Source organism: Streptomyces sp. NPDC053541, assembly GCF_044544705.1.
Classification (GTDB): Bacteria; Actinomycetota; Actinomycetes; order Streptomycetales; family Streptomycetaceae; genus Streptomyces.
Genome location: NZ_JBITXM010000011.1, coordinates 322,196 through 341,573, shown reverse-complemented (window position 1 = coordinate 341,573; position 19,378 = coordinate 322,196). Strand labels below are relative to the sequence as shown.

The 19,378-nt window shown below is 72.6% G+C and carries 25 protein-coding genes, 1 pseudogene and 1 riboswitch; of the genes and pseudogenes, 13 read left to right on the top strand and 13 right to left on the bottom strand.

The window, feature by feature from the left end; genetic code table 11:
• The first annotated feature begins 71 nt into the window (after window positions 1-71).
• A riboswitch (SAM riboswitch) is annotated at window positions 72-213 on the top strand.
• 195 nt (window positions 214-408) lie between these two features.
• Window positions 409-1,131, top strand: coding sequence for an IclR family transcriptional regulator (locus ACIGW2_RS28245; protein WP_356066862.1), 723 nt, complete (start codon window positions 409-411; stop codon window positions 1,129-1,131).
• Between the two features lie 112 nt (window positions 1,132-1,243).
• Here ACIGW2_RS28245 and ACIGW2_RS28240 read toward each other — a convergent pair whose 3' ends face one another.
• Window positions 1,244-1,849 carry a hypothetical protein gene (locus ACIGW2_RS28240; protein ID WP_391656701.1) on the bottom strand — a complete coding sequence of 202 codons (606 nt, stop codon included), beginning with the start codon at window positions 1,847-1,849 and terminating at the stop codon, window positions 1,244-1,246.
• A gap of 272 nt (window positions 1,850-2,121) precedes the next feature.
• On the opposite strand from ACIGW2_RS28240, the pseudogene ACIGW2_RS28235 reads away from it, so the two are divergent.
• Window positions 2,122-2,777, top strand: a pseudogene (locus ACIGW2_RS28235) (class I SAM-dependent methyltransferase).
• Between the two features lie 95 nt (window positions 2,778-2,872).
• Here ACIGW2_RS28235 and ACIGW2_RS28230 read toward each other — a convergent pair.
• Window positions 2,873-3,388: an SRPBCC family protein gene (locus tag ACIGW2_RS28230; protein ID WP_391656703.1), complete on the bottom strand. Its 516-nt coding sequence runs from the start codon at window positions 3,386-3,388 to the stop codon at window positions 2,873-2,875.
• Window positions 3,389-3,452: 64 nt separating this feature from the next.
• On the opposite strand from ACIGW2_RS28230, the gene ACIGW2_RS28225 reads away from it, so the two are divergent.
• From ACIGW2_RS28225 to ACIGW2_RS28205, 5 genes are all read left to right on the top strand, one after another.
• Window positions 3,453-4,034 carry a TetR/AcrR family transcriptional regulator gene (locus ACIGW2_RS28225; protein WP_399846801.1) on the top strand — a complete coding sequence of 194 codons (582 nt, stop codon included), beginning with the start codon at window positions 3,453-3,455 and terminating at the stop codon, window positions 4,032-4,034.
• Between the two features lie 63 nt (window positions 4,035-4,097).
• Window positions 4,098-4,688, top strand: a complete 591-nt coding sequence (locus ACIGW2_RS28220) for a GNAT family N-acetyltransferase (RefSeq protein WP_399846799.1) — start codon at window positions 4,098-4,100, stop codon at window positions 4,686-4,688.
• Window positions 4,689-4,859: 171 nt separating this feature from the next.
• A complete protein-coding gene (locus tag ACIGW2_RS28215) occupies window positions 4,860-5,099 on the top strand; it encodes a DUF6479 family protein (RefSeq protein WP_399846797.1) in 240 nt (79 codons plus the stop codon).
• On the top strand, window positions 5,096-5,362 hold the full coding sequence (locus tag ACIGW2_RS28210; RefSeq protein WP_356066850.1) for a DUF4235 domain-containing protein: 267 nt from the start codon (window positions 5,096-5,098) through the stop codon (window positions 5,360-5,362). Before ACIGW2_RS28215 ends, ACIGW2_RS28210 begins: the two co-directional genes overlap by 4 nt.
• Before the next feature lie 48 nt (window positions 5,363-5,410).
• Window positions 5,411-5,983, top strand: a complete 573-nt coding sequence (locus tag ACIGW2_RS28205) for an SMI1/KNR4 family protein (RefSeq protein ID WP_391656707.1) — start codon at window positions 5,411-5,413, stop codon at window positions 5,981-5,983.
• 372 nt (window positions 5,984-6,355) lie between these two features.
• Here the strand turns inward: ACIGW2_RS28205 and ACIGW2_RS28200 are convergent, their stop codons facing one another.
• Together ACIGW2_RS28200 and ACIGW2_RS28195 are read right to left on the bottom strand one after the other, a co-directional pair.
• Window positions 6,356-6,724 (bottom strand): VOC family protein, encoded by a 369-nt coding sequence (locus ACIGW2_RS28200; protein ID WP_399846796.1) that lies wholly within the window; start codon window positions 6,722-6,724, stop codon window positions 6,356-6,358.
• Window positions 6,725-6,896: 172 nt separating this feature from the next.
• Window positions 6,897-7,373 (bottom strand): amidohydrolase family protein, encoded by a 477-nt coding sequence (locus ACIGW2_RS28195; RefSeq protein WP_391656708.1) that lies wholly within the window; start codon window positions 7,371-7,373, stop codon window positions 6,897-6,899.
• A gap of 55 nt (window positions 7,374-7,428) precedes the next feature.
• On the opposite strand from ACIGW2_RS28195, the gene ACIGW2_RS28190 reads away from it, so the two are divergent.
• Window positions 7,429-8,043, top strand: coding sequence for a class I SAM-dependent methyltransferase (locus tag ACIGW2_RS28190; RefSeq protein ID WP_391656709.1), 615 nt, complete (start codon window positions 7,429-7,431; stop codon window positions 8,041-8,043).
• Between the two features lie 167 nt (window positions 8,044-8,210).
• Window positions 8,211-8,981: a hypothetical protein gene (locus ACIGW2_RS28185; RefSeq protein WP_391656710.1), complete on the top strand. Its 771-nt coding sequence runs from the start codon at window positions 8,211-8,213 to the stop codon at window positions 8,979-8,981.
• Window positions 8,982-9,066: 85 nt separating this feature from the next.
• Here the strand turns inward: ACIGW2_RS28185 and ACIGW2_RS28180 are convergent, their stop codons facing one another.
• Both ACIGW2_RS28180 and ACIGW2_RS28175 read right to left on the bottom strand, forming a co-directional pair.
• Window positions 9,067-9,432, bottom strand: a complete 366-nt coding sequence (locus tag ACIGW2_RS28180) for a hypothetical protein (RefSeq protein ID WP_391656711.1) — start codon at window positions 9,430-9,432, stop codon at window positions 9,067-9,069.
• A 137-nt stretch (window positions 9,433-9,569) separates the two neighbouring features.
• A complete protein-coding gene (locus tag ACIGW2_RS28175) occupies window positions 9,570-10,211 on the bottom strand; it encodes an HAD family hydrolase (RefSeq protein WP_391656712.1) in 642 nt (213 codons plus the stop codon).
• Window positions 10,212-10,918: 707 nt separating this feature from the next.
• On the opposite strand from ACIGW2_RS28175, the gene ACIGW2_RS28170 reads away from it, so the two are divergent.
• Window positions 10,919-11,857, top strand: coding sequence for a tetratricopeptide repeat protein (locus ACIGW2_RS28170; RefSeq protein ID WP_399846860.1), 939 nt, complete (start codon window positions 10,919-10,921; stop codon window positions 11,855-11,857).
• A gap of 106 nt (window positions 11,858-11,963) precedes the next feature.
• On the opposite strand, the gene ACIGW2_RS28165 is transcribed toward ACIGW2_RS28170, so the two are convergent.
• Window positions 11,964-12,365 (bottom strand): nuclear transport factor 2 family protein, encoded by a 402-nt coding sequence (locus ACIGW2_RS28165; protein WP_356066834.1) that lies wholly within the window; start codon window positions 12,363-12,365, stop codon window positions 11,964-11,966.
• 187 nt (window positions 12,366-12,552) lie between these two features.
• Here ACIGW2_RS28165 and ACIGW2_RS28160 point away from each other — a divergent pair, with 187 nt between their 5' ends.
• The 3 genes from ACIGW2_RS28160 (at window position 12,553) to ACIGW2_RS28150 (ending at window position 15,269) form a co-directional block, all read left to right on the top strand.
• Entirely contained in the window at window positions 12,553-13,383 is an 831-nt protein-coding gene (locus tag ACIGW2_RS28160; protein ID WP_399846794.1) for a helix-turn-helix domain-containing protein, read from the top strand.
• A gap of 158 nt (window positions 13,384-13,541) precedes the next feature.
• Window positions 13,542-14,201, top strand: coding sequence for a hypothetical protein (locus ACIGW2_RS28155; RefSeq protein ID WP_399846792.1), 660 nt, complete (start codon window positions 13,542-13,544; stop codon window positions 14,199-14,201).
• Between the two features lie 192 nt (window positions 14,202-14,393).
• A complete protein-coding gene (locus tag ACIGW2_RS28150; RefSeq protein ID WP_399846791.1) occupies window positions 14,394-15,269 on the top strand; it encodes a hypothetical protein in 876 nt (291 codons plus the stop codon).
• Between the two features lie 19 nt (window positions 15,270-15,288).
• On the opposite strand, the gene ACIGW2_RS28145 is transcribed toward ACIGW2_RS28150, so the two are convergent.
• From ACIGW2_RS28145 to ACIGW2_RS28120, 6 genes are all read right to left on the bottom strand, one after another.
• Window positions 15,289-15,618 (bottom strand): hypothetical protein, encoded by a 330-nt coding sequence (locus ACIGW2_RS28145; RefSeq protein WP_356066828.1) that lies wholly within the window; start codon window positions 15,616-15,618, stop codon window positions 15,289-15,291.
• A 116-nt stretch (window positions 15,619-15,734) separates the two neighbouring features.
• Entirely contained in the window at window positions 15,735-16,070 is a 336-nt protein-coding gene (locus ACIGW2_RS28140; RefSeq protein ID WP_399846790.1) for a hypothetical protein, read from the bottom strand.
• Between the two features lie 192 nt (window positions 16,071-16,262).
• Window positions 16,263-16,799: an isochorismatase family cysteine hydrolase gene (locus tag ACIGW2_RS28135; RefSeq protein ID WP_356066826.1), complete on the bottom strand. Its 537-nt coding sequence runs from the start codon at window positions 16,797-16,799 to the stop codon at window positions 16,263-16,265.
• Window positions 16,800-16,954: 155 nt separating this feature from the next.
• Window positions 16,955-17,467: a hypothetical protein gene (locus ACIGW2_RS28130; RefSeq protein WP_356066824.1), complete on the bottom strand. Its 513-nt coding sequence runs from the start codon at window positions 17,465-17,467 to the stop codon at window positions 16,955-16,957.
• Window positions 17,464-18,399, bottom strand: a complete 936-nt coding sequence (locus ACIGW2_RS28125; protein ID WP_399846789.1) for a class I SAM-dependent methyltransferase — start codon at window positions 18,397-18,399, stop codon at window positions 17,464-17,466. The genes ACIGW2_RS28130 and ACIGW2_RS28125 overlap by 4 nt, the downstream gene beginning before the upstream one ends.
• A gap of 89 nt (window positions 18,400-18,488) precedes the next feature.
• Window positions 18,489-19,328 carry a hypothetical protein gene (locus tag ACIGW2_RS28120; RefSeq protein WP_399846788.1) on the bottom strand — a complete coding sequence of 280 codons (840 nt, stop codon included), beginning with the start codon at window positions 19,326-19,328 and terminating at the stop codon, window positions 18,489-18,491.
• Window positions 19,329-19,378: the final 50 nt, after the last annotated feature.

Genomic DNA, 19,378 nt, shown 5'->3' with positions numbered 1-19,378 from the left:
ACGTGGCACGTCGTACAGGCGACTCGGGGGCCATTGGCAGCAAGCGTCCGGAGTCTTGTATGGTTCCTCGCGAATCATCCAGAGGGGTGGAGGGACCGGCCCTACGAAGCCCCGGCAACTCCCCGGTCGACTCGGCGCTCCCAGTTCGCGCCGCGCCGCCGGGATCAGTGCCAACTCCGGCCCGCGCCAACGTGGCGCGGGAAAAGATGAGGAGACACGGTGCTCTCTGTGCTGCCCCTTCCCCAGGCCTTGTCGACTGCGGGCCTTCCGCGTACCCGTCTCATGTGCTCCGCGACGTATCAGCCGCTCGTTTCGGCCCTTCCCCGCTGATCGTCCCTGCCCTCTCCCGGCTGCCGAGGTTCCTGCGCGCCCTGGCGCGCGCAGACCGAGACAGGAGTACCCCTTTTCATGAACATTCCGGATATTTCCAGCGGAGTCGGTGTCCTCGACAAGGCCGCGGTGATCCTGGGCGCGCTGGCGGCCGGCCCCGCCACGCTGGCGGGGCTGGTCTCCGCCACCGGTCTGGCCCGACCCACGGCCCACCGGCTGGCCACCGCCCTCGAACGCCACCGCCTGGTCGGCAGGGACCTGCACGGCCGGTTCGTGCTCGGCCCCCGACTCGCCGAGCTCTCCGCCGCGGCCGGCGAGGACCTCCTGCTGACGGCTGCGGGCCCGGTCCTCACCTCGCTGCGCGACACCACCGGCGAGAGCGCTCAGCTCTACCGCCGGCAGGGCGAGGTGCGCATCTGCGTCGCAGCCGCCGAACGGACCTCGGGCCTGCGGGACATCGTCCCCGTCGGCTCCACGCTCCCCATGAAGGCCGGCTCCGCCGCCCAGGTCCTCCTGGCCTGGGAGGATCCCGAGCGCTACCACCACGGTTTGCAGGGAGCCCGTTTCACGGCCACCGCCCTCAGCGGCGTACGGCGAAGGGGCTGGGCCCAGTCGATCGGCGAGCGCGAACCGGGCATGGCCTCCGTCTCCGCGCCCGTACGCGACCCGGCCCACCGCGTCGTCGCCGCCCTCACGGTCACCGGCCCGATCCAGCGCCTCACCCGCAACCCCGGCGCCCGCCTCGCGCAGGTCGCCATCGACGCGGCCGAACGCCTCACCGAGGCGATCCGTCACCGATGACGGACGGGCGGGCCGAGCGGTGCCAGCCCCGGCCTCGGGTTCCGCGGCCGGCGGTGTCGCACGGAGCGTCGCCGTGCGGAGTCCTCGGCGAGGCCGGACCCCTCCGGCGCGGTCAGAACTGGCCGTTGGAGATGAGATCGCCGTCGGAGCCGTAGATCGTCACCAGGCCGTTCTTCGAGTGCTTCCAGTCGGCGAACGCGGACGCGATGAGTTTGGCCTTGTTGGCGTCCGGGCTCATGAAGCCGCCCTTGAAGTCGGTGTAGACGTCGGCGGTGTCCAGGATGTCGTTCTGCTTCTCCGCCCCCTGGACCTTGGTCACGTGCTTCACGGCGGCCTTCTCGGCGTCGGTGCCGTTCTTCGCCACGAACGCCTTGAACTGGTCGGCCTGGCTCTGCTCTTTGGGCACCTCGTCGGCCGGCGGCGCCTCGGTCCTAGGCTTGGCGGCCGGATTCGCGGTCGGCTTGGCGGCGGGCTCGGAGACGACACTGCTCGGCTTGGCGTCGGACTTCGTGTCGCCGTCTCCGCCGCCGTCGGCCAATGCGCCGATCACGCCGACGAGGACGACCAGGGCGAGAAGGCCACCGCAGCCGATCGCGATGCCGCCGCCGACACCGATGCCCTTCTTCTGCGGCGGAGGCGGCGGGCCGTAGGGGCCGGGCTGCTGAGGGTAGCCGTACGGCTGTTGGGGCTGCTGGTCCCATCCGGGCTGCTGCGTCATGAGGTCCCCTCGATGTGATCATCTCGTAAAGGCGAGGTGAACATATCGTGAGTGTGTCCGCGCCGGAGGGGAGATGCGGAATCGGACCACAAGAAGTCCCGCCGCGTCAGGCGCTGTTCGGGCGGTCGGGCGACGGTGGCGGGAACCACGCCTGTTCGTGGGGCGCTCCCCCGTGGTGCACACCGCCGTCCCGCCGGGAGACCGGGACCCGCCGCGGGACCGACCTCGCCCGATGTCGGCGCTCCGGAGGGCCGGTCTGATGGACTCGTGCCATGAAGTCACCGCTGCCCCGCCTGTTCCGAGCACTCGAACGGTTCCATGCCTCCCGCCCCTGGGATCACAACGCGCACTACCACCGGTGGATCCTGCGGCAGCTCCCGGGACGGTTCAACAGCGCCCTGGACGTCGGATCGGGCAGCGGTGACCTCGTCAGACTTCTGGCGACCAGGGCAGGAACGGTGCACGGAATCGACGCCGACGCCACCGTCGTCGCACGCGCGCGAGAGCTCACCGGCCCGGCCGCCCCGGTGACCTTCGCCGTCGGAGACGCCCTGAGGGACATGCCTCAGGGCCCCACGACGTCATCACCTGCGTCGCCGCCGTCCACCACATGCCCTTCGGACCGGCCCTCGCCCGCTTCCGGCAGCGCCTGGCATCTGGCGGAACCCTGGTCGTCGCCGGTCTGTACCGCCCGCGGTCGGGGACCGATCACCTCATCGACGCCGTCGCCATTCCGTCGAACGTCGCCATGGCCTGGATCAAGAACAGGGGCCGCAAAGCGCCGCCACCGGCCTCGATGACCGCCCCGACGCGGCCGGCGACCATGACCTTCGCCGAGATCACCCGCGAGGCCCGGCGCGAACTGCCCGGCGCACGGCTGCGCCGCCGACTGTTCTGGCGCTACACGCTGGTCTGGCGCCGGGACTGATCCCGCTTCCCGCTGTCCGGCGTGCGGGCGGGGACCAGGGCCGGGGCCGGGACCGGAACCGGCGCCCGGGCCGGGGCCGGATCGGGTTCGCCCCCCTACCGCTGGCGGTCGCGGCGCGACCCGGCGACGCGTGCGAGCGCGCGCAGCATCCGGACGTACGGTGACCAGCGGGCCGGCCGCCGTACGGTTCCGGTGCAGGCGAGCTCGGCGCGGTCGAGGGCGTCCTCCAGGCAGGCGTCGTGCAGCGGGCGCCAGGCCAGGGGCCAGGTCAGACGGGCCACGCCCGTGGGTGTCATGGCGAGGGTGTGGTGCAGCACCGTGCGGTCCTGGCCGGCGGGGAGCGTGGCCAGTTCGTGGAAGCCGTGGAAGCCACGGGGTCCGGTGAACGCGAACCGGACCCAGCGCCCGGGCGCGTACCCGGCCACGGTGTAGCGCACCGGGCCGTGCCCGCCCACCGCGCCGGCCCCCAGAGGGCGGTCGAACTCCATCGGCGCCCAGGCCGCCCCGGGCCAGAGCCGGTCCCCGTCCCCGCTCGCCAAGCTGTCGATGAGCGCTCCGACCTCGCTCTCGGCCACGGGCAACAGGCGCTGGTGCACGTTGTAGACGCCCACGTGTCTCTCCCCTCAAGAGTATTGGAGACCCCTCTCCAATTAATTGGAGAGTACTCTCTGATTCATGGTGAGACCACCCCGCTTCGACACGGCCCAGCTCCTCGACGCCGCCGTCCGCCTCGCCGCCTCCGGCGGACCTCAGGCCGTCACCATGTCGGCCGTCGCTCAGGCCGTCGGCGCGCCCAGCGGCTCGGTGTACCACCGCTTCGCCGGGCGCACGGCGCTCCTCGCAGAGCTGTGGCTGCGTACGGTGGAGCGTTTCCAGGAGGGCTACTTCGCGGTCCTGACCGGCGAGCCCGATCCGCACCGGGCGGCCCGCGCGGCCTCACGCCATGTGGTCGCCTGGTGCCGCGAGAACCCGGCCGAGGCGGTCCTCCTCCTCTACGGCGCCGCGGACTTCGGCCGCGCCGACTGGTCCGAGGAGCACCGCCGACGCGCGGACGCCGGCAACGGCCGGATCTTCGAGGCCCTCGCCACCCTCGCCGAGGCCCTCGGCGCCCGGAACGAACAGGACCGGGACCGCATGGCCCTGGCCCTCATCGACCTCCCCCTGACCGTGGTCCGTCGCCACCTCCGCGCGGGCAGCACCCTCCCACCCCACGCGGAGGACCTCACCGAGCAGTGCACGACGGCACTCCTCGGCTAGCGGGGCAGACGCAGGCGTATCGGAACGACAGGCAAACCAGCCCTCGTCGTAGGGTCAGTCGGCATGGCCGATCTTCACCGCGACAAGCACGTCTTGCCTGAACTCACCACACGCATCGCCGGGTTGACCGTGAGGACGCTCACCGCCGCGCACACCGATGCGTATTACGCGCTCATCGACCGAAACCGCGAGCACCTCACCCGGCACGGCGACTACCAGGCGCTGGCCGCGTCGGACCACGAGACAGCACATGCCGAGCTGCTCGACGATCCGCACCCGTCCCTCCGCTGCGGCGTCTTCCTGCACAGCGCCCTCATCGGCCGCGTCGACCTGGTGGCTGTCAACCCGCCCAAGTTCGGCCTCGGATACTGGCTCGACCACGAGGCAACGGGGCAGGGGTACGCCACGGCGGCCTGCCGCACGCTGATCGAGTACGGAGCCACCGTGTTGGGCGCCACCGACGTGTTCGCAGGCGTCACCCACGGAAATGACAGAAGCGGCGCCGTGCTGACCCGGCTCGGCTTCAAGGTCGCCGAGGTCTTCGAGACCTACACCCGATATCACCGGGCCCTCGTCATCACCGGGCCCTCGTCGCCTCGTCCTGCGCACACCTCCCCCACTGACGGCGAGGCTGGACCGAACCGGCCGGCATGAAGTGCGTGGGCCCAGCATCACCCGATCGTGACCGGCTGTTCACGCACCGTAGCGCGACGCTGGGTGAAGCTCGAGAGACGGATCGGGTCGGTGGAGAGCAGGCATGCAGGTGCGCGACCCGGGGTACCCGGCGCGCGACCGCCCGTTCTCGCAGCGAAAGGACGCCTCGAGATGTCTCCCGTCAACCTCGCGGCCCTGCCGCTCGCCGCTTCCGGTACACCGTCACTGCTGATGATCCTCGTGGGGCTCGTCGTGGTGCTGGTGCTGATCGGCGCGTTCTGGTGGGGCAGCAGGCGAGTCGCCCGCAGACGCCGGCCCACGGGCGGTGTCCGCCAGCCTCCCGTACCGACGCACGACCGCGCGGTCCGTGACCGCGACGCCCCCGACCCGAGGGGGAAGGATCCGCGATGAAGGCATCCGCAGCCGCCTACAAGCCCGCCTCACTGGCCCTGGGCGTCACGAGCGGCCTGCTCGCCGGAGCCGCGTTCAAGAAGACGTGGCAGCTGCTGAAGCACGAGGACGAGGCACCGAAGGCCACGGATGAGGAGCGCCGCTGGGGCGAGGTGCTGCTCGCCGCCGCCCTCCAAGGAGCGGTCTTCGCCCTCGTCAAGGCTGCCGTCGCCCGTGGCGGGGCTTCCGCGATGCGCCGCCTCACGGGCACCTGGCCCGCCTGAGGCGCACGGGCGCGAGGCGGCCCTCCCTGATCTTGCATCATGGCCCACATGAAAAAGGAAGCTTCCGGCCCGGACGAGTTGGCCACCCTCCGCGAGATCGTCACGTCCCAGCCCGACGCGGCTCCGCCGGCCGGGTGGCAGGCGGTGCGGTCCTTCGAGGCGGAGCACGGCGTCGTGCTCCCCGAGCCGTACCGCACGTTCGTGGCGGAGATCTGCGACGGGCTGCCCGCCGGCCCGCCCGACTACGGTCTGTTGCCCTTCGCGCAGATACCTGACGACTGGGGTGCCGGTCGCCCCCGGCGTCTGCTTGCCGAGCCCTTCCCGCTCACGGACGCCTGGGGGTGGGAGGAGGACGAGGAGGCACTGCCGGAGGAGGAGTTCGAGGACCGGGTGAGCGCGGTCTACGACCACGGCTCACTTCTGCTGGGCACCGACGGGTGCGGCATGTACTGGCACCTGGTCGTCTCCGGTCCGCAGCGCGGTCAGGTATGGCTGATCGACGAGTTCGGAGCGATCCCCTTCGGCGACCGAACGGGCACCTGCCTGATGCCGGGAACGCCCGGTTTCACGGGATGGGTGACGCACTGGGCCCAGGGCCGCTCCTGGTACCCCGCATCCTGACCGGCTTCTGCCGGCGGGTGCGGATGGGGGCGCCTCGGCGCGGTCACCATCGACCCGGCCGAACGCCTCGCCGAGGCCATCCGCCGCCCCTGGCACCTGTGGCGGCCGGCCGGGCCGTACGGCGCCCTCGTGCAGGGGCCGTGCTCAGACGGGAGCGCCGGTCTCCCTGTGGCGCTCCACGTCGGCACCGTCGTGCGCGCAGCACCTTGAGCACTGCGACGTACCGCTCGTCGCCGATGCCCTCGTGAACCCTTGCGCGCACCCCGTCGTCCGCCGGCGGATCCGAAACCGGGCGGCCTCACCTCCGTCCGTGAGGTACGTACGCCGGCCGTCGTCGATCCGGGTCCTCTGCCCCGCCCCTCGCCCATCACCTCAGCTGCCGACGATGCAGAAGGGGTGCCCGGCCGGATCGGTGAGGACCCGCCGCCTGTCCGCGTGCGGCTGGTCGGCCGGCTTGCCCGCGCCCAGCTCCAGCAGCCGGGCCTCCGTCCCCTCCAGGTCGGTGACGTCGAAGCACAGGTGGAGTTGCTGGGGAACCTCAGGGGCGGGCCAGGTGGGTGCCCGGTGGTCGGCGACCCGCTGAAAGCCGATGAGGAGTCCGTCCTCCCCTTGGAGACCGGCGAATTCGGCGTCCGACTTCGGGTGAGGTTCGAGGCCGGTGGCCTGCTGGTAGAACGCCGCGAGGGCGAGGGGATCCGGGCAGTCGAGTGTGATCGCACTCAACTTCATGCGCAGGGCCATGGCACCTCCGAGCCGTTGGACGGATCTTCTCCCGAGGCACACCCTACGAGGCCCTGGCCGAGGCCCCGAGGCCGTTGGTGGTACGGGCCAACGGTCTGGAGGTCCCGGCGGGGGGAGCGAGGCCGAGACGGTCGGGGCTCGGCCTCGCCAAGGCGTGCGGGGAGGCGGCCGATCAGCGCTGCCGGCGGACGCCGCGGCGCCGGACGACGACGATGGACCGGGTGGCCGTGATGTCGGTGACGGGGTCGCCGTCGACGAGCAGCAGGTCGGCACGGAGCCCCGGAGCGATCCGTCCTCGGTCGGACAGCCCGAAGTGACGGGCCGTGACAACCGTCGCGCCGGCAAGGGCTTCGCTCGGGCCGGGCCGGCTCCTGCGAGGAGTTGCGGTTCCCGGTGCATCCCCGCACCGTGCGGGGGCGCGAAGGGGACCCGCCCGCCCCGAACCCGGCCGGCGCCGTCCATCTCGGCCGGGACCTCGCCGGGCCGGGCCTCCGCCCGGCGGCCGACCAGCGAGCGTCTGATGGTGGCTGCTGCCGCGCCGCGCGCGTGCTGGTGCTCGTCGCCGCCGGTCTCCAGATCGGTCCCGCGCGCCGTACGGTGTGCCTCCTGGCCGCGTCGCCGCATGCCGGATCGGGGCGCGGGCCGGCATGCCCCCGGCCGCCCTGACCGGGCCCGCGTCGTGGCCGGGGGCCTACGATGACTCCATGGGTGAGCCCGCGGAGCCGTACTGGAACACCAACGTCGCCCGGCACCCGGGCATTCTCCGGGCCGTGCCCGAGGGCTGCGGTCACGCCCTGGACGTGGGCTGCGGGGACGGGCTGCTGGCCCGGAAGCTCGCCGGGCGGGCACAGCAGGTCACCGGGATCGACCAGTCGCCGGTCATGATCGCCCGCGCCCGCGCCTTGGCCGCCGGCGGAGAACCTCGACTCGCCTTCTTCGAGGGCGACTTCCTCACCGCGGAGCTTCCCGCCGCGTCGTACGACTTCGTCTGTTCGGTGACCGCGATCCACCACATGGACTTCGAGGAGGCCCTCGTCCGCATGCGTGAGCTGCTGCGGCCCGGCGGCACGCTGGTCGTGGTCGGGCTGGCCCGCGAGGCGAGCGCGACGGAGTGGGCGGCGTTGATCGCGGCCGCCCCGATCGTACGGATCACGAAGGTGCTGCGGCGCGCGAGCGGCCCGCAGGGCATGCCGGTCGCCGACCCGCAGATGAGCTACGGGGAGGTCCGGGCCGCTGCCCGGCGGCTCCTGCCCGGCGTGCGCTACCGCCGGCACGTGCTGCGCCGGTACTCGCTGACCTGGCGGAAACCCGCCTGCTGACGGACCTTCGCGCCGAGCCCCCGGCCCTCGCGCCGTCTGCCCGTGACGGTCGCGACCCGGGGCCCGAGCTGGGAACCACCGTCCCCCTCCCTCCGTCATCCGTACGGGAGTTGCCGCAGACCGCGGCGCCTCCTGCCCCTCTTCACCGCCGAGGTACGAGGAGATCCATGGCCGAGTCCGTCAGCTCGCTGGCCGCCCATGTGCAGGAACTGCTGGTCACGTTCCTGACCGACGGGCCCGCCGCGGTGGGCGCCGCGGCGTTCCATGACGTCGTCGCGCGGGCCACGGCGCTGGGCCCCGACGGCACGTGGCTCGTCGCCTGGGGGCACTCCAGCCTCGGCGGTCTGGCCCACACGCACGGGCAGACGGACCGGGCCCTCTTCCACTACGAGGCCGCCGTGGCGGCCGGCTACAACGACTGCGTGGCGTTCCACGCACCGCCGATGCACCCGCTGCACCACGACCCCCGCTTCCAGGCCCTGTACCGGCGCATGCGCGTCACCGAGGCGGATCTCGACGAACTCCTCTGGCTGCACCGGGAGATGCAGATCGCGGTGCGGGACGCCCAGACCGCCACCATCGACGACATCGGCCGCCTCGACACCGGGGTGTCCCTCCTCCCCCAGGCTCCCCTGCCCACCCGCGCACCGCACACACCCGGCGTCCTGATCACCCGTATCGATCTCGCCGCGGTCCAGACGGCGCTGCAACGGGCGGCCGTCAAGGCGCAGTTCATGCGCAGCTCCGGCAACACGAGTCTCCGTCTCATCGACGACACGTGGGACGACCCGCGCGCCACCCGTGACGCGTGGTACGCCGACGAGCGGGAGAACCGTCTCCGGCAGGCCGCCGAAGCACGGGCCTTCGTCGCACGCCCCGGCGCCGGCACCACGCTCGTCCCCTGTCCGCCGCTGGGTTCCCTCACCTATCCCGGCTGAGCGCAGCCGCGCCCGCACGGCGGCGGAGGAGGAGCCCTGCGCTCCTTCCCTCGCAGATCAGCGGGGAGGGAGGAGGCGGGGGCGCTCAGGTCGTGGAGAGCCAGTCCTCCTCCACTCCGTGCAGAACGAACCCGTTCTCGAAGCGCACCCCGTACCGGAACCGGACGCCTCCGCCTGTCCCGCTCCGTCCGCTCTGGACGATCTGTTGGCGCAGACCGTCGATCAGCGCGGACGCGTGGCCGTCCAACCGGACCCCGCGGATCTGCTCTTCGAACATCGCGAGATGGTCCGGGCCGGACCCGCCGGCTTCCCTCACCGCTGCCGTGACCACGCCCTGCAGGCCCTCGGCCAGGAACAGCGGTCCCGGAAGACCGGTCCCGGCCGCCGGGTCACCGTCGGTGACCTGCACGTCCTTGACCAGTCTCACCCTCGCGCCGATCTCGTACGACATGGCGTACCCCCCTCGTTCCCCCTCGTGGGATCGTGTCCCCCGATCCCGGCCAGCGTAGTCGGGAGGCCAGGGCGTGGACGGGCACATGCGGCAGACGCGGACCCGGGCCGGCCGGGCACGCGCCCACCGGCGCGGCATCACCCCAGCAGGACCCGCCCGGCCGGGAAGGGCGCGGCCTCCAGGTGCGCGGCGATACGGGCGACGGTCCGCGCGTTGTCCTCGAACAGGTGGGCCTGCATGCCCGCCTCCCGGGCGGCCTCGACGTTGACCGGGACGTCGTCGATGAAGAGGCAGTTCTCCGGCCGCACTTCCAGTGTCGCGCAAGCGGCCTCGAAGGCCCGGAGGTCGGGCTTCTCGATGCCGATCTCGTGCGAGTAGACGATCTCCTCCACCAACGTGTCGAAGTGGTACCGCTCCGTCTCCCGCTCCCGGGCGCCGACGAAGCTGTTGCTCAGGATGCCGAGTCTGCAGCGTCCGCGCAGGGCCCGCACATGGGCGATCAACTCCTGGTTCGGTGCACCCAGATACTCCTCCCAGAGATCGGTCATGAAGGCCTCGACCTGGGGCGCGGCGAGTCCCAGGCGGGCTCCCACCTGCCGGTGCACCTCGCTCTCGCTGATGGCGCCGACGCTCCCGGCCCGCCACACGTCCCCCATCCGCTCACGGACGGTGCCCTGTGGCAGCTCCAACCGCTCCTCCCACCGCTGTACCCATCCCGTTTCCGGCGTGATCTCCAGCACGCCGCCGATGTCGAAAATGACGCAGGCCGTCGTCGCCACGTGAACTCCCCTCTTCGTCCCGGCCCGGATCTCCGCGCGCGGGGCACCACCTCGCCACTCGCCGGGCCGACGCAGACACCGTCAGCTCTCGGCCTGGGCAAGGTCAAACACCCCTCGAAGGCCGTGACAGCCCTGTGACAGCCGCGTCCCACCGACTTCGTCCGCTCCGTGGCCGGCGCTGGACGCCTCCAGCCGGGCGGATCGGGGGCGCCGATGTGTCGGAGGCGGCTGGAACACGGCCGCCGTGATCAACGAGACGACCCCGGACCGTCCCTGTGCACCCACCGACTCCCTGCCGCCTCGCGCGCAGGCAGAGCTCGCCGCCATCGCCTGGGACGCTCTGCCCCATGCCTGTACGGGCCGGCACGGTGTGCCCGACACTCCGGAGGTCCTCGATGCCGTCCTCGACCCCGACCCGGCCCGCCGGGAACGGGCGGTGAGCGATCTGTACCGGCTGCTCCTCCACCAGGACCGGGTGTTCCCGGCGACCGCTCCGGCGGGCAACCGGCCGTCCGTTCGCCGCTCGGGATGGACGTCATCCGACGGCGGGGGTGCGCCGTTCGGCGCGAGGGGCCGGTCAGCGGCGGCAGTCGGCGGGGCGCGGTCTGGCGACCGTCGCCGCCAGAGAACCTATGGCCACAGGTATTCGGTATTCTCCGGCGATGTCGAACCAGTCTGTGACGGCGGGAGTCAGTCTCGCCGCTGTGATGGCGCACTGCGGCGGAAGCTCGGTGGGTGCCGTGAAGATCTTGGCGGGGTCCATTGCCTCGGCGCCGACCGCCCCCGAGCCCTATGCGGCCCTCGCCGAGCTGTGGCAGGAGCGGCGCTCGGAACTGGAGGAGGGCCTCGCGGAGGACCGCTCCGTGAGCGCGGTGCCGGCGCAGGCGTACTTCTTCTTCCTCGACGGGAACGTGGACGACGCCGTGATGGCCCTCGGCTCGGTCACGGGCGTACGGCCCGACGTGGCCTGGGCCGCCGCGCCCTGGTTCGGCGAGGCGCGCTTCCTCGGCGCGGTGAGCGCCGCGGCGATGGCAGAGGCGTGTCTGCGGGCCTTGGACTACGGCCACGACCTGGACAGCGACGCGATGCGGGACCGGTTCGCGCCCTGGCTCCACGCCATCGACGCGGTGTCCGAGCGGGATCCCGTACCGGAGGCGCTGGCCGCCATGGCCCGGCTGCCCCGGGCCCTCGGCCGCCACGACCTCTCCTTCGCCCTGTGCGACCGCGCCGACGCCGTCGAACCGGTCATGTGGACCGCGGTCGCCCGAGCGGCCACCTGGCGGGTGATGGGCGACCTGGACCAGACGGCCGCGGCCTTCGAATCCGCCGTGCGCCTCGACCCCGCGAACTGGTCCCTCTACCTCGATCTGGCCGACGTACGCGCCGAGCAGGGCGACTTCGCCGCGGCCGTGAGCCTCACGGCCCAGGGCCTGGAACACGAACCTCGGGAAGTCACCCTCCGGGCGGCCAACGCCGCCTACCGCACACGTCTTTCCGGCTCGCCTGACGACCTGAAGACGCTGATCGCCCTGGCACCGGACGTCACGAACGGCTCGTACCGGAACCTGCTGATCGACTACGCGTGTGCCGGGCCGAAGCTGTCCCGAGAGCTGGTGGAGGAGGCTCACCGCATGCGTAACGGCTGAGGGTGGTGCTGGTGCCCGTGCTGGGCGGCGCCGGCCAGTAGTGCGGGACCGTCTCCCGGTGCCTGGCCGGCGATCCAGGTCTTGGCCGACCGTCCGCCGGGAGCAGCTAGTCGTGCGGCTGCGCCCCGAAGCCCTCGGGGGCGCGGTCCAGGAAGACGGTGACGGAGGCGATCCGGCCGTCCTCGTCGAGGGCGATCACGTCGGTGCCCGTGGCGAAGGACGCGCCGTCGCCCGTGAGGATCTCCCAGCAGAGCCGGGCGCGGCCGTGGTGGGCCTGGGGCTGTTCGCGCAGGCGGAACTCGGCGCTGCCCAGGTGGCCGATGAACTGCCGACGGAAGTCCATCAGGGCCGGGGCCCCGGTGAGGATGCCGATGGGCGCGCGGTACTCGACGTCCGGGCGGAAGGCCGCGTCCGCGAGGCGCTGCTGCTCCTCCTCGGCGCCGGTGTTCCAGAAGTGCACGTACCGCTCGGCGAGGCGGTCGACGTCCTGGACGGTCGTGTCGGTCATGGCAGTGTCCTTCGTGGTGGGGATCCGATGGGTGTCTGTGGATCGGCGGGTGGTGTCCGTGGATCGGCGGGTTACGGCCGGGGGCCCGCCGAGCCCCGCTGTGACGACTCTGCGGGAGGGCGGTGCCGGGCGTCGATGACCTCCGAGGTCATTGCCGTCGCGCACGCGGGCGGGCAGCCTGAACGCCATGACGATCACCACCGAGCCGGTCGGGGCGCTGCTGCGACACTGGCGCGAGCGCCGGCGCCGCTCCCAGCTGGACGTGTCGATCGCCGCCGAGCTGTCCACCCGGCACCTGAGCTGCATCGAGACCGGGCGCGCGAACCCCAGCCGGGACATGATCCGGCGCCTGTGCGACGAGTTGGACGTGCCGCTGCGGGAGCGCAACACGATCTACCTGGCCGGCGGCTACGCGCCCGTGCACACCGAACGCCCCTTCGCCGATCTGGGCGCGGCGCGCACCGCGATCGAGGCCGTCCTCACCGGCCTCGAGCCGAACCCGGCGCTCGCCGTCAACGTGCGCTGGGAACTGCTGGCCGCGAACCGCGCGACGGAGCTCTTCCTCGGCGGCGCGGCCGGAGAGCCGGCCCAGGATGGGGCCGGTCGGCCCTTCAACGTCCTGCGGGCCACCTTGCATCCGGAAGGGCTGGCCGCGCACGTCCTGAACCTCGCTCAGTGGCGCGCCCACGTCCTGCGCCGCGTGCGCCGGCAGCTGGAGCGGACGTCCGCCGCCGGTCTGGCGGAACTGCTGGCCGAGTTGGAGAGTTACCCGGCGCCGCCGCAGTCCGACCAGGCGGCGGCCCCGATCGCTCCGGACGGGCCGGAGCACGACCTCGTCGTCCCGTTGCGGCTGGCCACCGAGTACGGGGAACTCGCCCTGCTGTACACGACGACGGTGTTCGGCTCGCCGAAGGACGTCACGCTCGACGAGATCGCCATCGAGACGTTCTTCCCGGCGGACCCGCGCACAGCGGCACTGCTGCAGGCGGCAGCCGGCCGCCCGGAGACGAGCGGCTGACCGGTCCCGAGTCGCTCCCGTAGGCTGCGGCGATCATGGACACGCCCCCCGATCCAGATCAGGCACGGCCCGGCCCGGCGGTTTCCGAGCCGCCGATCCGGCAGTTGTTCCGGGAGGTCATCGCCGAGCGCTTGCCTGGCCGGCGGCCGGTCCAGGCCATGTTGCTGTTCGGATCGGAGATCGACCCCTGTTGGGACGACGACCGGAGCTTCCTCGCCGACTTCCACAGCGAGATCCTGCACCAGGACACGTGCCGGCCCGGCACCGCCGAGGGCCTCGTCCTGCTCGTGGCCCTCGCGCTCGACGAGCGCGTTCCGGCCCGACGGCGGTTCGAAGCCGTCGACGTGTTGTTCAGCGCTGCCACCGTCGCCGAACGCCATCTGGCCGAGGCCTGGCCGACGACCCCGCCGCACGCCGACGCCGACAACGAGGCCCGGGCCCGCCGTGCGGTCCGCGCTCATCTTCCTCGGTTGCTGGGCCGCTGGTCGGCCGAGTGCCCCGCAGTGCGCCTCGCTCTCGCCGGTCTCGCCGTCGTCTTCCCGACGGAACGCACCCTGCCCGCCCTGAAGCCGCGCCTGCGAACCTTCGAGCACGAGCATCCCCAGGGCACCGACATCGGCGATTACGTGCGGCTCCTCCTCGTGCTGGCCGGCCGGGACGAGGGCCGGATCCTCGCGGCGACAGAGACCCTCACCGGCGCCTACTGGGTCGGAACATCGCGCGGAGCGCCCACTCGGGCGAGGGCGCTCCACCTCCTGCGCCACATGCTGACAAGCGTCGGAACGGGACTCGCCCGAGCGACGAGTCGGCAGTCCTGACACCCGGGAGACGTTCGACCGCCCGCGCGCCTGGGGTGCCGGGCAGAGCCGCGGCGGCGTAGGGCATGATGACGGCCGGAGGGGATTTGAATGCGTTCAGACGTTCGGGCTTCGGTGCCGGCGCCGGCGCCGGTCCCGGCCGATGCCCACACCCCTGCCCAGACGCGCGTGTGGGACAGGTTCGGTGCCGTCGTGACGGCTTCCGTGTCGGTGATGTTCGTCGAGGCTGCGGTCGGGATGATCGCGGGCTTCGTGTGGGGACAGGCGCGGGAGAGCCCCGCCTTGCCCTACAACGCGATGGGGATCGTCGTGATGGTGATCGCCGCGCCGTTCGTGGCCGCCGCCGGCGCGCTCCTCGGTGCCCTGGTGACCATGGGCGTGGTGATGCCGCTTCTGACCGTGGCGGCCTGGCTCGGCCGCAGGTTCACCGGGCGCGAGGTGTGGTGGTGGGTGCCGGCCGTGGCCGCGGCCGCCGGTCTGCCGGTGCCCGTCTTGGGGGTGCTCGCCGAGGCCGGCGCCGTGGCGTGCCTCGGCGGGTGGCTCGCGGCGACGATCGCACTCGCCGCGCCCGCCCTCGTCGCCCGCAGGCTGCTGCTGCCGGGGCGACCGCGGCTCTCCGGAGGCGCGGTGTTCGGACGGATCGCGCTGTACGGGACGCTCGCCGTCGTCACGGCCTGCACCCTCGCCGGGATCGCGCTGACCGCCGGCATCGGGTACGAGCCGCCGCGGCTGAACGCGCGGCAGCTCGCCGGCACCTACTCCGACGGCAAGGGCGGCACCCTCACCCTCGCACCGGACGGACGCGCCACGGCGCACCGCGTCGACACCTTCGCGTACGACGACGCCGTCGACCCCTTCGAACCGCGGGTCCGCCCCTGCACGGGCACGGGTACGTGGACGTACGACCCCGCCGACGGCCCGTACTCCCAGGAGGTCGAAGTCACCGTCGACTCCTGCCCGGCCGGCATGGACAGCTGGAGCGTCTACGGCACCCGGGAGCACCCGAAGCTGTACGTCTTCATCGGTGATCCCGACGCGTGGGAGATCTACACTCTGCGACGCGGGTAGGGTCGGCCTCCCGCCGCTCTCAGCAGTGGTCCTCGACGTACACCATGCGGCGTCCTGAGTCGGCGCGGAACTCATGAGCCAGGTACCTGCCGTCCTCCCCCGCCCCGCCGGGGCCCTTGTACGCGTCCTTGATCCGGGGCCAGAGCAGGGAGCGCTCGGCTCCATCGACGGCCCGGGGGACGATGCCTCCCATGTCTCCCCAGATCACGGTCGCGGTCGCGTCCTTGACCAGCCGGCGGACGACGCGGAGGTCGAGGCGCTTGCGATGGAGCGTCCAACAGGTGCCCTGCTCGTCGACGAGCGTGACGGGGTCGTCCAGGCTGTCCGGGTTCGCGGGAAACCAATCCATGGGCTGGAGTCTTCCGTGGTGAGGGCGCCGGTGAGAAAGCGGGGTGGTGGCGTGCTCGTGGCCGGCCACCGGGGCCCACAGGACCGGGGCCGTCGGCCGCGGACCGGCTCGGACGCTCAGTCGCCGACGAACCACAGATAGCTGCCCGGAGTCTGCGAGCAGCAGCGCGGCAATTCTTCAAGGGCGAGAACGGCGGCCGTCTGGGACGGCCCCGAACACCGCCGTAGGAGTCCGTCCACTTCGCTCAGCGCGGATTCCGCCTGCTGCTCGTTGAACAGCGTGTCGCCGTACGGGTCCACCTGCCCGAAATTGCCCTGCGCGGCTCCCCCGGGGCCGAGCAGCACCGACGCGAGGGCGTCGCCATGCTCGTACGAGCCACGGATCAGCGTCGCCCTGGACCGATCCCAGTCCCGGGCGGGCCGGCCGGCATGCAACTCCCACTCAACACTCACGTCTCCCCTCCACGAGGCGGTACCGGCTCGCCCCAGCATCGGGCGCCGCGATAGTGCGCGATGTCGCCCGGCCCCGCCGGCAGCCGTCGGAAGCGGCTTGCGGGCTTGCGACCCGCCGATGTTCGCGTGGGTGCAGGCCGGGCGGTACCAGGGCGCGTGGAGGAGGTCCTTGGTCGTCGACGGAGCCGCCCCTCACCACTCCACGTCGGACGCGGTGACCACGCGCCCGCCCATGTTGCGTTCGATCATGCGCAGTGCGGCCTCCGCGAGGTCGGCGTGGATGTGGGCCACGGCGTCTCGGGGGACGGTGACGCCGATGTGTCGGATGTGGGCGTCGAGGGCCGAGTACAGGACGCACTGCTCGGTCACCTGGCCGGTGAGGACCAGTTCGTCGACGTCCATGGTGCGCAGGAGGTACGCGAGCGGGGTCTCGTAGAAGATCGAGTGGCGGGCCTTGACCACGAACATCGCGTCGTCGTCCGGGCGGACGGGGTCGACGAGCTCGGGGTGGCGGCCGGACAGGGCAGTCTCCAGGATCCGGCCGTGGTGGGATCGCCAGATGCCGAAGTTGTCGTTGGCGTAGATGACCGGGACACCGGCCGCCCGCGCGCGTTCGAGCAGGTCGACGATGCCGGGCAGCGCTTCGGCCACCGAGGGGGCGAGTGCCTCGGCGTCCTCGTGTTCGTAGGCGTTCAGCATGTCGATCACGACGAGTGCGTACGTGGCCATGGTCCGCTCCGCTCCGGTTCCTGGACTCCGGCCTGCCCGACCGACCGACGCAAGGACTCCACCGCTCACCGGCCTATCAGGCGCCCCGCGTGCCCGCACCTCGGGCGCGGCCGAACGGGGGGCTCGTCGGGGGCGCGCCAGCTCACGCGGGCGCTTCAGCTCACGCGGGCGTACCAGCGGCGGTGCACCACCGGTTCCACGCACAGCACGGCGGCGCCGGCGATCACTCCGACCAGGAGGGACGGCGGGCCGCCGCCGTTCATGAGGGCGCCGGCGCAGGCGGCGGCGAGGGCGAGGGGGCGCAGGAGGGTCAGGGGGCCGAGGCCGATGACCACCGCGAGGGTGCTGGCCCGGAAGGGGAGGAGGAAGTACGCGAGGAGCGAGACGAGGACGACGGCGGTGTACAGCGTGAGCGGGAGCAGGTAGCCGAGGGCTCCGGCGACCAGGGTGTCGAAGGTCGCGGCCCGGTCGGAGGCGGTCAGCAGCACGGTGACCGCGGTCAGTACGGGGGCGAGCAGCAGGACGGATCCGACGGAGAGGCCACGTAGGGCCGCTCGTGCGGTGGCGCGTCGTTTGCGGATGCGGGCGTCACGGCCGGCGTAGGCGCGGAAACCGCTGAACGACGCGTCGACCAGGCCGAGGAGCGCGAGCAGGAGGGCGGGCGTCATGCGGTGGCCTCGGCCAGGTGCTCGGGGCCGACCAGTCGGCGTGCGGATCGTCCGAGGGCCTGGCGGAGCGGCGCCTCCAGGTGGGGGCGCACGCCGATGACGGGCCGCAGCGTGGTGCAGAACGGATTCACCGAGCCGCGCGGCTCGTACAGCAGCGGCCGGATCCCGGGGGTGGCGGCAGCGCGCAGCAGGGTCGCGTCGCTGTGGGCGCGCCGCGCGGAGACGACGCCGTCGTGGCGGCCGAGGGGGTGGCGCATCCGGGCGTGGTGGAACACCCAGGCGCCGATGGGGGCGAGTCCGGTCGCGGCGATGTCGAAGTGGCAGAAGGCGAGGGCCGGTGAGGCGGCCTGGGCGTGGAAGAAGTCGGCGAGGGCCGGGCCGCGGAAGTGGTGCAGCACGCCGGTGGAGACGTAGACGGTCGCCGCCTCCGGCAGGTCGAAGGCGTTTCCGTGGACGAAGCGGCAGCCGAGCCCCTCGGCCCGGGCCAGCCGGTCCGCCTCGCCGACCAGGGCGGCGTCGAGGTCGACACCGACCAGCTCGACGTCCGGCCCGAGGGCGTGGGTGGCCGCCAGCCGGCGGACCAGGTAGCCCAGGCCGCAACCGACGTCGACCAGGCGGTACGGCCCCGTGCCCGGCGTGGTCGCCCGGATGGCCGTGAACAGGGGGTCGAGTACGTGGACGAGGCGTTCGCCGATCCGGAGCTCCTCGCTCAGGCGCTGGAGCTCGGTGTGCACGCTGATGAGGAGGGTGTCCACGGCCTGCGGGTCGAGCACGTCGTCCCGGTCCACGGGCAGCCGGGAGACGATGCGGGCCGCGCGCCCGTCGCCGCTCGCGAGGAGCTGCTGGATCACCTCGGCGCGCCGTACCGGGAGACGGCGGCCGGTGCGGGGTTCCACCGCCGTGATCAGGTCGGATATCTCGAGGTGAGCCACGAGGCAGAACCCTACGGCCTGCCTCGCGGTGCCCCGCAGGCCGGTTCACTGCCCGGGGGGCTCCGGCCCGCTCCTGGTCTCCCGTCGCCTCACCTGAGCTCGTCCACGTACCGGTCCGTCCCCGGCACCGTCGGGAGGAACGGGGCCACCAGCTCCACGCGGCCGAGGCCGCCCGCGTCGAGGCCGGTGAAGTGCCGCTCCCAGCAGTCGCGCGGGTCCGTCTCCAGGAACCAGAGCAGGGTGAGCCGGGTGTCGACGCCCTCGACCTGCTTCACGTACGCCATCCGGTCGCCGGGCAGCGGAGTCGGGCGGAAGACGGTCACCATCGCCGCCGGGGAGCCGGCGAGCCGATGCGGGAGCTCGCGGGTCCGCAGCCACTCCAGGAGTTCGGCGCGCCCGGCCGCGTCCTCGGCGTCGACGACCTGCAGGACGAGCCCGCGGTAAGGGTGGTCGAGGGCGTGGAAGTCCCGGGGGCCGGCGGCGCCGTCGCGGTAGACGGTGGCCTCGTGGTCCTGGAAGGCGGTGAAGACGTGGGTCCGGGCCTGGTGGACGCGGGCGTCCCGGTTGAGCCGCTTGTTGATCGCGACGGTCCACTTCATGTGCTCGTCGTAGCGGCCCTCGGTGATCCAGTACGTGGAGAGGTAGGCGCCCGCGGTGACCGGCTGGGCGACCGCGGACTTCTCCGGGTAGCGCAGCTCCTGGAGCGCGCGGGTGGCGACCCAGCGCCGGCCGGCGTACATCCAGGGCATGGCCATGGCACCGGCGTAGTAGTGGTCGTCCTCGTACCAGCGGTTGTACGCGTACTCGTGGCCCGGGTGCGGCTCCACCATGGTGATCAGCGCGTGGCCGGGGCGCACGCCGTAGGGTCCGACGGCGGCCAGCTCCGCGTACGTCTCGTGGTGGGTCCCGTGGTCGGTCTCCTCGCTCAACTCCCGTACCCCTTCCCGGTCTTCCGTTGTCGGTGACGGACACCTACTCT